The 11581-nt window shown below is 59.1% G+C and carries 9 protein-coding genes; 4 read left to right on the top strand and 5 right to left on the bottom strand.

Features of this window, described 5'->3' with window-relative positions:
• Window positions 1-371: 371 nt before the first annotated feature.
• The 3 genes from ACIPZE_RS10655 to ACIPZE_RS10645 form a co-directional block, all read right to left on the bottom strand.
• Entirely contained in the window at window positions 372-746 is a 375-nt protein-coding gene (locus ACIPZE_RS10655; RefSeq protein WP_400772776.1) for a DUF6124 family protein, read from the bottom strand.
• A 505-nt stretch (window positions 747-1251) separates the two neighbouring features.
• Window positions 1252-3663 (bottom strand): glucose/quinate/shikimate family membrane-bound PQQ-dependent dehydrogenase, encoded by a 2412-nt coding sequence (locus ACIPZE_RS10650; RefSeq protein ID WP_400772774.1) that lies wholly within the window; start codon window positions 3661-3663, stop codon window positions 1252-1254.
• Window positions 3664-3881: 218 nt separating this feature from the next.
• Window positions 3882-5243 carry a carbohydrate porin gene (locus tag ACIPZE_RS10645; protein ID WP_400772772.1) on the bottom strand — a complete coding sequence of 454 codons (1362 nt, stop codon included), beginning with the start codon at window positions 5241-5243 and terminating at the stop codon, window positions 3882-3884.
• Window positions 5244-5576: 333 nt separating this feature from the next.
• On the opposite strand from ACIPZE_RS10645, the gene ACIPZE_RS10640 reads away from it, so the two are divergent.
• Window positions 5577-5807, top strand: coding sequence for a VF530 family DNA-binding protein (locus ACIPZE_RS10640; protein WP_129395362.1), 231 nt, complete (start codon window positions 5577-5579; stop codon window positions 5805-5807).
• Between the two features lies 1 nt (window position 5808).
• Entirely contained in the window at window positions 5809-6438 is a 630-nt protein-coding gene (locus tag ACIPZE_RS10635; protein ID WP_283439348.1) for a Pr6Pr family membrane protein, read from the top strand.
• A 140-nt stretch (window positions 6439-6578) separates the two neighbouring features.
• On the opposite strand, the gene ACIPZE_RS10630 is transcribed toward ACIPZE_RS10635, so the two are convergent.
• Together ACIPZE_RS10630 and ACIPZE_RS10625 are read right to left on the bottom strand one after the other, a co-directional pair.
• Complete coding sequence (locus ACIPZE_RS10630) at window positions 6579-7367, bottom strand: siderophore-interacting protein (RefSeq protein ID WP_283439347.1); 789 nt, start codon at window positions 7365-7367, stop codon at window positions 6579-6581.
• Window positions 7364-7939 carry a PadR family transcriptional regulator gene (locus ACIPZE_RS10625; protein WP_283439346.1) on the bottom strand — a complete coding sequence of 192 codons (576 nt, stop codon included), beginning with the start codon at window positions 7937-7939 and terminating at the stop codon, window positions 7364-7366. Before ACIPZE_RS10625 ends, ACIPZE_RS10630 begins: the two co-directional genes overlap by 4 nt.
• Window positions 7940-8451: 512 nt before the next feature.
• On the opposite strand from ACIPZE_RS10625, the gene ACIPZE_RS10620 reads away from it, so the two are divergent.
• Together ACIPZE_RS10620 and ACIPZE_RS10615 are read left to right on the top strand one after the other, a co-directional pair.
• The gene (locus ACIPZE_RS10620) at window positions 8452-8928 is read left to right on the top strand and encodes a CS1 type fimbrial major subunit (protein WP_283439345.1); all 477 of its coding nucleotides are present in this window, start codon (window positions 8452-8454) and stop codon (window positions 8926-8928) included.
• 108 nt (window positions 8929-9036) lie between these two features.
• Window positions 9037-11559 carry a CS1-pili formation C-terminal domain-containing protein gene (locus tag ACIPZE_RS10615; protein WP_400772769.1) on the top strand — a complete coding sequence of 841 codons (2523 nt, stop codon included), beginning with the start codon at window positions 9037-9039 and terminating at the stop codon, window positions 11557-11559.
• Window positions 11560-11581: the final 22 nt, after the last annotated feature.

Below are 11581 nucleotides of genomic sequence, written 5' to 3'. Positions count from 1 at the left end.
CGCCCTCCGGGAGAGGGCTAGGGTGAGGGCTGTTGATTCACACTTTGAGGCTCAAGTTCGGCTCGGTATTGCACGTCGGCGTATCTCGCCCAAACACCTCGGTCAGTTCCCTCTCCCTCCGGGAGAGGGCTAGGGTGAGGGCTGTTGATTCACACTTTGAGGCTCAAGTTCGGCTCGGTATTGCACGTCGGCGTATCTCGCCCAAACACCTCGGTCAGTTCCCTCTCCCTCCGGGAGAGGGTTAGGGTGAGGGGCTGTTGATTCACGCTTTGAGGCTCAAGTTCGGCTCGGTATTGCACGTCGGCGTATCTCGCCCAAACACCTCGGTCAGTCCCCTCTCCCTCCGGGAGAGGGTTAGGGTGAGGGGCTTTTCAGTTGTGGGTTGGGGCTTGGGATATTTCGTGGTTATCCAGCACGCGGTTCACCGCGAGTTCGGCGAGCATGATGATTTGCTGGATCGCCAGAATGGTGCGTCGCTGCGGCAGTTCGATGTACGCGGCGATGTCGCTGGTCATGAGGCTGGCCTGGGCCAGTGATTCACAGGCGTGGACCAGCAGGCTTTCGCTGTCTTGATCGGGGGCGACCTGGAACATGGTGCTGGGTTTGTGGAAGCGCAGGGTCAAGGCGTTGGGTTTGAGGTAGTGGTCGAGGGCGCGTTCGGCGGCCTCGTGGAATCTTTTTGAACCGGGGAATTCGTAGGGGGTGGTGTCGTCCGCTGCGGGCGGATTGGGGGTTGGTTTGATCATGGTGAATACTCAGTTGGTGAAAGTGGAGCTGCCTTCGATTGCCGCGACGCAATCTGAGGTGGCAGCTGTACGCGGGTTCGCGGACCGATAACTGAGAAATCGGCATACCTCCAAGGACGGTATCCCGCGCACAGCCGCCATGACACAAGCTACAGGCACCGAGGTGCCGTGAGGTTGGCGATTATGCATCAGTTATCGGACCGCGACGCCCGTTCGCTGAATTTGCAGCGACCCTCAGAGCCTATCCAGCCGATTTCCGAGGCACAACCGACGCGACTTGTCGGAAAACTCTCGCTGACAATGCGCTTCTGTAGGACGAACACCGTCCTTTGTAGGAGTGAGCCTGCTCGCGATAGCGGTAAATCAGTCACCGAAGATGTTGGCTGACATACCGCTATCGCGAGCAGGCTCACTCCTACAGGTTTTGTGGTGAATTCTGAAATGTGGTGCACAAAAAAGGCGATGTCCCTTGCGGGGCATCGCCTTTTTTTACCGCCGTTGAAGCTTATTCCGGCAGTTTGTAGGCAATGATGTAGTCGCCCATTTTGGTGCCCAGCGAACCGTGACCGCCGACAACCAACAGCACGTATTGCTTGCCGTCCTTGCCGGTGTAAGTCATCGGGGTCGCTTGACCGCCCGCAGGCAGACGCGATTTCCACAGCTCTTTACCGCTGTTCACGTCGTACGCGCGCAGGTACTGGTCGAGGGTGCCGCTGAGGAAGCCGACGCCGCCAGCCGTGACCATCGAGCCGCCCATGCTAGGCACGCCCAGGGTGAAGCCGATCGGGATTGGCGAGCTGTCGCGGCTGGTGCCGTTTTTGCGTTTCCACACGACTTTGCCGGTGGTCAGGTCGATACCGGCAACGTAACCCCAGGCCGGGGCCTGGCACGGTACGCCGAGTGGCGACATGAACGGGTGCATGATCACGGCGTATGGCGCGCCGGTGTTCGGTTGCACGCCAGCGGTTTCGCTTTCGCGTTTGCTGCCGGCGGCGACTTGCTCGCGTGGCACCATTTTCGAAACGAAAGCCATGTAGTTCGGGCTGGTGAACAGGATCTGACGAACCGGATCGACCGAGACGCCGCCCCAGTTGAACACACCCACGTTACCCGGGTAGATCAGGCTGCCCTGTTCCGACGGCGGGGTGTACTGGCCTTCATAACGCAGTTCTTTGAACTGGATGCGGCACAGCATCTGATCGAACGGGCTCGCGCCCCACATGGCTTTTTCGGTCAGTTCCGGGGCCAGCAGGTTGAGGTCCGAACGGGCCTGGGTCGGTGCGGTGTGGTCGCCTTTCACGGCGCCTTGCGGGACCGGGATTTCCTTGATCGGAATGATCGGCTTGCCGTCACGACGGTCGAGGACGTACAGGCTGCCCTGTTTGGTCGGGGCGATCAGCGCCGGTTTCACGCCGTCGGCGGTTTTCATGTCGAGCAGGGTTGGCTGGCTGCCAACGTCCATGTCCCACAGGTCGTGGTGGGTGAACTGGTAGTTCCAGCGCACTTTACCGGTGGCCAGGTCCAGAGCAACGATACCGGCGCTGAATTTCTCGGCGCCCGGGGTGCGGTCAGCGCCCCACTGGTCTGGAGTCTGGTTGCCCAGTGGCAGGTACACCATGCCGAGTTTTTCGTCGACGCTGGCCAGCGACCACATGTTGGCCGAGTTGCGGCTGTAGGTTTCACCCGGTGCCAGAGGCTCGGTGGCGTCTGGCTTGTCGCTGTCCCAGTTCCATACGAGGTGACCGTCGTGCACGTCGAAGGCGCGGATCACGCCCGATGGCTCGTTGGTCGATTCGTTGTCGGTGACGTGACCGCCCATGATCACCAGATCACGAGTAATCGCGGCTGGCGAGGTGGAGTAGTAGCCACCAGCGGTGAACGGGCCGATACCTTGGGTCAGGTCGACCACACCTTTGTTGCCGAAGCCTTCGCAGATTTTGCCGGTGTCGGCGTTCAGTGCGATCAGGCGGGCATCAGCGGTTGGCAGGTACAGACGACGCGGGCAGGCCTGAGCAACGGCTTTGCCGGCTTCGGAAATCACCGCGGAGGCGGCATTTTCAGTTTTGGCGTACGCGGCTTCGTCGTAGTACGACACGCCACGGCAGGTCATGTGCGCGAAGCCTTTGAAGCCGACCGGGCTCTTGATCTGCGGGTCGAAGCGCCACAGTTCTTTGCCGGTGTCCGGATCCAGCGCCAACACTTTGCTGTGCGCGGTGCAGGCGTAGACCATGCCGTTGGCTTTCAGCGGGGTGTTTTCGTTGGTCAGCTCGACCGGGTCATCCGCCGTCGGCAGGTCGCCGGTCTGGATGCGCCAGGCTTCTTGCAGCTTGCCGACGTTGGCCGGGGTGATCTGCTTCAGCGGCGAGTAGCGGTCACCGAATTCGGTGCGGCCGTAAGCTTGCCAGTCGCCATCGGGCATGGCTGGCGCGGTGCTGGTGGTGTCTGCGGTGTCGCGACCCAGTTCGCCGAAGGTTTCGCCCGGGTGGGTGAACAGGCTGATCAGCGCGGTGAGACCAGCGAGAACCACGGCCACGGTCAGGCCGCGAGTGCCCATTGGCGCCGGGCCGTCAAGCAGTAGCGGACGGCGGAACCACGGCAGCAACATCACGAAGCCGAGGACAAACCACAGCGCCAGACGTGGCACCAGTTGCCACCAGTCCAGACCGACTTCCCACAGCGCCCAAACGGTGCTGGCGAACAAAACGATGGCGTACAGACCCAGTGCCGCACGACGACGCATCAGCAACAGAATGCCGGACAGCGCAATGCCGATACCGGCCAGCAGGTAGTACAGCGAGCCGCCGAGCATGCTCAGCTTGACCCCACCGGCCAACATGGCCAGGCCCATCAGTAGAAGCAGAATGCCGAGCAGGCTCGGTAGCAAACGGCCCCGACTCGAAGCACTTTCGGTGCTCATAGTGTGATTCTCCGTGACGTTTCAAATAGTCCCGCGCAGTAGTCACTGTAGATGACGATTGAGCGTGGGCATGGTTCAGATAAAAACTTGTCTAGCTAACGAAATTCATTTGTAGGCCTTCGCCTGCTCGCGATGGAGGTGTGTCAGTCTCTGGAGGTGTCGCCTGAAACACCGCTATCGCGAGCAGGCTCACTCCTACATTTGATCCGTGGTGTGCTTTAGAACGAAGACTGGATTTTGATCCCGCCGATCAGGGCGTCGTCGACGTTGTTCACGCCACCGGGGTGGCGGATGTATTGCAGGTTCGGACGTACGGTCAGCCAGTTCGTTACATGCACGCCGTAATACAGCTCGGTGCTGTATTCGGTGTCTTGCGGCGGCAGGAAGGACGGATCGTCATAGTCGTAAACGGCGTTGGCCTGATTCGTCGCTTCGGCGTTTTTGCGGTAGGCCGGGTTGACGTGTACGCGGGCGAGGGCGAAACCGATGTCGTCCTTGGCGCGCGCATCGAACGGGCCTTTGTAGGTGATGCCGGCCTGCACGTAGTTGTCGATCGCGTTGGTTTTCTTGTCGTGCATGGTGCCGTTGGCGAACACGCTCAAACCGCGACTGTTATCGCTGGCCACGCTGGTGACTTGCTGCTGAATACCCAGCCAAACCCCGTGTTTGCTCGACGCGCTGCGGTAGGCTTCGCCGCTGAGGGCCGCCGGTTGGCCGTTCTGATCTTTATAAGCGTCAGTGGCTTTGGCGTTGCTGTAGTAGTAACCGGCGCGGTATTCGCCCGGCAGGCCGTTGAGTTTCGGCGTCCACACCAGTTCGATCGGCAGGATCGCGCCCTGGGTGCCGCTGCCGCTGAGTTTGAAGCCGTTGCCGCGATCGAGGTTCGACGGGTTCTGTTCGTAGGCGCCGACCTGTGCGTACAACTCTGGGGTCAGGTGATATTTGACGCGCATCGCCCATTGGCTGACCGGCCAGTTGTACCAGATGCCGCCGACCCAGTTGCCGACCTGCGAGCCGCAGAACGCGAGGTTCTGGAAGTCGCACGGGAAGATGTTGAAGTCTTCGCCTTCGCCGAAACGGCCAACCTTGATGTCGAGTTTCTGATCGAAGAATTTCTGCTGATACCACATCTGCGTCAGGCGGGTGGTCTGGCCACGGCCCCAGACTTCCTGCGCCGAGGTGAAACCACCAACGCGCGGATCGTTGATGCGGTCGTTGCTGATGTTGTTGCCGCTGCGCTTGGTGATGGTCAGTTGAAACTCGGCGTCGTCCCAGCCGAGGATCTTTTGCAGATCGAGGTGCGTGCCCAGACCGAACTGATCGCTGTAACGCGCGGTGCGATCATGGTCGTAGCCGCCGTGCAGATTACTGCCCATTTCGCCGGTGTAATCGAGTTTGAAGTCGTAGCCTTTTTCCGAGAGTTCGGTGCGCGTGCCGTTCCAGTCACCGAGCATGTACGGTGACTCACTGTCGAACGCGGGGGCCGCTTGGGCGCAAGTGGCCAGACCGAGGGCGGTGCAGACACCGATGGCGCGCAGGGTTGAGATAGCGCTGTCTCGGGAGAAGGAAAAATCGGGCATGGATAAGTCTTTTTTTGGTGTTTTCGGGGTGCAATTCGAGCGCTTCAATATGTCGCAGGCAGTGAAGCGATTCAGCAGAAGGGCGGCAGGATAATGATCTGTTACAAAAAGACAAAGGCCTTTTGTGAACATGCATCCTTTCGGATTTGGTAACAGTGCTAAAAGATCGCAGCCTTCGGCAGCTCCTACATTGAAATGCGTACACGTGTAGGAGCTGCCGAAGGCTGCGATCTTTTGACCTTGACCTACATTTGAAAGGAAGGCCTTCCACCCAACCACCCCCTCGGCTAAGGTGCGCGGCTTCTGCATTTTCACTTCGCCCAAAGGCCTGGCATGAACGACCAAACCCCCGATCCGCTGCACGGCGTCACCCTCGAACAGATCCTCAACGCATTGGTGGCCCATTACGAATGGTCGGGGCTGGCCGAGCGCATCGATATCCGCTGTTTCAAGAGCGATCCGAGCATCAAGTCGAGCCTGACGTTTCTGCGCAAAACCCCGTGGGCGCGGGAAAAGGTCGAACGTCTGTACGTGAAGTTGATGCGCACCAAGCGACCGCTCTGAGGTGGACGCCGTCGGGCGCCAACGCCTGATCACCTGCGCAGCCGTATTGGGCTGGGCAGGATTGGGCATTCAGATGTATCTGGTTTTGTATTACCGCTTGAGCAGTGGTGGCAGCCTGATGGGCGGCCTGATGAGCTATTTCAGCTATTTCACGGTGCTGACCAACATTGGCGTTGCAACGGTGCTGACCTGCGCCGTCACTGAGCGAGAATCCGCTGCGCGCCGCTGGTTTTTGCAACCGTGGGTAAGCAGTGGGATTGCTGTCAGCATTGTTGTTGTCAGCCTGGGCTACAACGTGTTGTTGCGCAGCCTGTTCCGGCCCGAAGGGGTGCAGATTGTTGCCGATGAACTGCTGCACGACATCATGCCGTTGGTGTACCTCGTTTATTGGTGGGGCTGCGTACCCAAGGGAACCTTGCAGCTTCGGCACGTGCCGCTTTGGTTGATTTACCCGGTCTTGTACTTTGCCTATGCTTTGCTGCGTGGGCATTTGCTCAGCGCTTATCCGTATTGGTTTCTCAGTGTGAGCCAGTTGGGTTATCCACAGGTGTTCATCAATGCCGGGGGGATATTGCTGGGATTTGTGCTGATTGGACTGCTGTTGATTGGCCTTGACCGAACTCGGCGATGAAAGTCAAAAGATCGCAGCCTTCGGCAGCTCCTACATTGGATGCGTACACCTGGAGCTGCGGCACGCTGCGATCTTTTGATCTTGTTTTTGAAAAATCAAAGTCAAAAGATCGCAGCCTGCGGCAACTCCTACGGGGGGGCTCAGTCCTCCTCGGGAGTGCCTTCGGCGCGCCAGTAGCCGACCGCTTTGATCAGTTGCTCATCCAGCCCATGCTCGTCGATCAGCACCCGACGAATCTGCCGTGAAACCTTGGTCTCCGTCGCGACCCACGCATACAGATTGCCCTTCGGCACCTGCAAGTGTTTCACCGTGGTCAGCAGATTGTCCTTACCGCCTTCGCGCAATACCCAGATCACGTTGACCTGCGCTGCACTCTCCAGCACTTGCTGTTCGGCGCCGTTTTCCACTTCGATCACCACCAGTGCCTTGCGATTGGCCGCCATGCCTTCGAGACGTCGGGCGATGGCGGGCAGGGCGGTTTCATCGCCGATCAGCAGATAGCTGTCGAAAATGTCCGGGACGATCATCGAGCCGCGCGGGCCGCCGATGTGCAGGAACTGTCCCGGTTTGGCCTGTTCTGCCCAAGTGGAGGCAGGGCCGTCGCCGTGCAGGACAAAATCGATGTCCAGCTCCAGCGCATCGAGGTCATACCGGCGCGGCGTGTAGTCGCGCATTTCGGGTTTCGGCCCGTCGTCCTTGCCGGCACCGAGCACCATGGTCTCCAGTGCGGCGGCCTGCTCGGCGTTCTGCGGGAACAGCAATTTGACGTGATCGTCCGTGCCCAGACTGATGAATCCGGCCAACTCCGGGCCGCCAAGGGTGATGCGGCGCATGCGCGGGGTCAGGTCGACCACGCGCAGCACTTCAAGCTTGCGGCGTTTGATTTCGTGCATCACGCGGTGAATGGTTTGGGTATCGACTGCGGTCATTCGGCTTTCTCCTGGGCAGATTGAACGGCAGGGCCGTCGACAATGGCTTTGGCGGTGTCGTTGAGCAGGTCACGCACACGCAGGATTTCTTCCGGGCTCCAGCGCCCGTGGTGCATTTGCAGGGCGTGGCGCAAGTTGTGCACCGCTTCATGAATTTCTGCCGGCCGATCATGGCCGCGCAGTGAGCGTTTGCTGACGTCGATGCGCATGCGTACGCCGTCGAGGGCGATGGCTTGTTCGCTCAAGGACAAACGCCCGGCGTCGGTGACGCTGTAGCGTTTTTTGCCGCCCTCGGCGTCGCCGGCAATCAGGTCGCTTTCTTCCAGAAAGGTCAGGGTCGGGTAGATCACACCGGGGCTCGGGCTGTAGGCGCCATCGAACATGCCTTCAATCTGGCGGATCAGGTCATAGCCGTGGCACGGCTGTTCGGCGATCAGCGCCAGCAGCAGCAATTTCAAGTCGCCTGGAGCGAACACGCGGGGGCCACGACCGCCGCGTTCGCGGCCGGGGCGCTTCTCGAAGCCGTCACGGCCGTCGCCGTGTTCGCGGTGGGGGGAATGATGGTCTCTCATTTTTCCTTCTCTCTCGTCGTGTTTAGATACAACTTAAGATATATCTTAATGCCCGCGCAAGACCTTCTGACCGACGGCGACTTTCCATCAATCGAATTTTCGGCCGCAGGGGCGCGCAAATGATCAAAAAAAACGATATTAAAGCGCCCGCTAAAGGCGCAGTTTAGTGCTAACTCTCTAATAACCGATGACAGCCTTTATTATCAGGAAAGTGTGGTATCGGTCTTACGGAAGTTACTGCAAAAGTTGGCGCGTCAAGACAGATTGCTGGCGCGCTGTAGTCTCTCTCTTACAGTTGAGCTGGTACTTTTAAGAAAATCACGGTTTTTTCTTTCCGGGGTAATGGTCGACAGGCTACAAGTTCCTCGGAAGTTGCCTGCTTACTTTAAATATAAATTGGTTGATGCTTGTCTGGCGTTGCAAGTTGGGGTGGGCGCAAATCGCTCGTGACCGTTTCGCTCGCCAAAAACTTGTAACGAATCAACCCCTTTATATAAGACAGGTATTGAATGATGCTCAAGAAACTCGCCTTTGCCGCACCTCTGACCGTATTGGCCATGAGTGCCTCCATCGCGTTCGCCGCCACCGAAGCAAAACATTCGATCAGTCTGGTTGCGCATGTGCCTGCCGACGATTTCTATGCGGTACCGGTCGATGCCGATCTGGTCAACAAGGACCAGGACATGAGCTACAACCCGTCGACTGCTTCGATGCGTGAGGTCAATGGTCATTTCGACGTGCTGCACACGGCCGGCAAGGTCCACGCTCGCTTGGAAAGCGTGCCGAAGCTTATCGCCGGCAGCCAGACTATCGATCTCAAGGTCGAACTCAATGGCAAGACGCTGACCACCACCTCCCAGGAAGTGGTCGGTGATGCAGAGTCCAATACACGCTACCGCGCACCGTTCAAAATCAGCGCGCCAGGCGCCAAGCCAACCGCTGGCGATTACACCGGCGTGGTCATGCTGGTCGTAGAACCTTCGGTTTGATCGCTACAGGCAGCAACTAACGCTTACTTTTCCAAGTAACGTAACCGGCCGGCAACTTGTCTGTTGTCCGGTCGGGCTTTTACTTTCCGGTAACCAGAGTATTCGTTCATGTTTCCGATGACGCCCATCGCGGCTGCGCTTGCATTGCTTTCATGCACCAGCGTACTGGCGGCGCCTGCACCAGTTGATAACACCCCGCGAAGCTTACTGGCGCAGGCAAAAGGTTTGCCGGCAGACTTTGAAGAGCACTTTTTTGATGTTCCATTGGCGGTTCGCGTGGAACTTGATAGACAACCGTTGGGCGAGGCAATGATTGTATTGTCGCGCGATGATCGTATTACCTTGCTCGACTTTACCGACACCAGCGACAGTCGTTTCAGCGCCAGTGAGCGTGAAACCTGGGCGAGCATTCTCAAACCCGGAGTCGCGTTGGGGGCGTGTAGCGGACAATGCCCCGAGCAATTGCTGGCGGTGCATTACAACCTGGAAAACTCCTTGCTCTCGATTGCCACGGAAAATGCCGAGCGCGATCTGCAGACCCAGCGCTTTCACGATCAGCCCGAGGGCGGCAGCAGTGGACTGATCTTGCGCAACCAGCTCAACTTCAACGGCGGTCAGGACCAGGATCCGGGTGGCCGTCTGGGCTTGGAGGCCAGTGGCAGCCTCGGTAACTGGAGTCAGACCCTCAACATGCAATTGGCGCGTCTCGGCGGGCCGGACGACAAGACTTATCACGCAATACATGAGCTTTATACCCAGCGCGAACTGCAGGGCAGTTTTTTCCGCTTGGGTTATTTCACCCCCAATTCCGAAGGCCTGACCCGTCAACCGCGTTCATTCGGTACCAGCCCCGACACGGCGGTGGGCGTGATGTACGGCAGTTCCGACAGCCTTGCGGTGGACAGTCCGCGACCGAGTGTTTATCCGATCTTTGTCACGGCCAACCGGCAGGCGTCAGTGGAAATCTATCGCGATGGCCTGCTGATCAATACCCAAGCGGTTCCCGCAGGCTTGCAGACACTTGATACCCGGCCCCTGCCTGGCGGTATCTACGAAGTGGAAGTGCGTTTGATCGAAGACGGTCAGACGACCTCGACCACTCAGGAACTGATCTACAAACCCGTCAACTGGAGCAACCTCGACGACCGCTGGCGCTACAACCTGTTCGCCGGACAGGAAAGCAAACTGTTCAGCAACTGGGATGAGCAGGACAGTGGCGACATGACCGCCGGCGCCTCGGTCAATTATCTGCTGCATCCGCGGGTGATTCTCGGACTGTCGGCGCGCCAGGTACGCGAAAAACTGCAATACGGCAGCTCGATCGACTGGAGTGTCGCGGACAACACCAGCTTTTACGCCAATCTTTATCAGACCGAGGATCACGGCTCCGGCGTAGATTTGCAGGGGTTATACAACTACGGCGCCGGGAGCCTGGTGATCAGCCACAATCGCAGTTGGCTCGACACCCGCAATACCTATGACACGCTGCCCGACGGTACGCGCGTACGCCAACGCAACGTCTTCACCGGCGAGACCAGCAATTCGTCGCTGGCGCTCAGTCACCGGATCAGCCGCAAAAACTCGCTGAGTGCGCGGGTGTCCCACAGCGAGGGCAATGTTGAAGGTGTCGGCGCCGATCTGGGCTGGTCGCAGCGTACCGAGCTATTCGGCAGCGACGCCAATTGGCGGCTGTCGTTGTTTGATCGGCCGGGCAGTTACAGCAGCGGCGATGCGCGCAATCGCGGCGTCGACCTCAGTGTCAGCATGGCGCTGGGCGGGGCAGGCCAGCAACTATCCGGCAGCATCGGCAGCCGTACCGCACGTGATGGCAGCCGTGACAACAATGCTTCGGTCGGTTATCGCAAAGACCTGCAAGACCATGTACTGCAAAGTGTGTCGGTGACGGCGCTGACTGACACTTATGGCGTCGGTCTCGCCAGCCTGGCGAACTTTCGCACCGACACGGTCAATGGCGACGGCTTCCTGCAGCGCTCCTCGTACAACGGCAACTACACCGGTGGCGTGAACCTCGACAGCACGGTTGTCGTCGGCGGTCAGCGACTGTTGATGACCAGTCAACACCATGGCCGTGGCGCGGGCATGATCGTCGATGTCGAGTCGGACATTGCCGGCATATCCCTGCGCGCCGACGACCTCAGTGGCGGCAGCGCGGCACTGCACCCCGGACGCAACTTCATCCCGCTTACAGCCTATCGAAACAGCTCGGTGAACTTTGACTTTGAGGGCAACCACGTCCCGGCGGCGAGTATCGAACCGTCGCGTACCCGTTATCACCTGAACAAGGGCGGCGTGGAGTATCGCAAGATCCGGGTGATGAAAACCCTGACCGTTCTTGGCCGGTTGCTCGATCCTCAAGGCCGGCCGCTCAAGGGCCACCACGTGATCAATCACGCCAGCCGTGGCGTCAGCGAAGTCGACGGGTTTTTCTCGATGGAGATGCATGCCGGCTCGCCAACCCTGCAAGTGCGCTACGCCGACCAGTTGCTGTGTCAGTTCCGGCTCGACACCGACAAACATCGCAGTGAAAACAACGTGCTGATGATCGGGGATCTGCGCTGCTCGCCGGATACGTTGGCCGAGGCCACCCACAAGGCAGAGACCGCGGGTTGATATCGACCCGCTTCAGGAGGTT

This window comes from Pseudomonas sp. NPDC089741, assembly GCF_044748825.1.
Taxonomy (GTDB): domain Bacteria; phylum Pseudomonadota; class Gammaproteobacteria; order Pseudomonadales; family Pseudomonadaceae; genus Aquipseudomonas; species Aquipseudomonas helmanticensis.
Note: the sequence above shows the minus strand (reverse complement) of the source record. Positions and strands in the feature narration are given on the sequence as shown.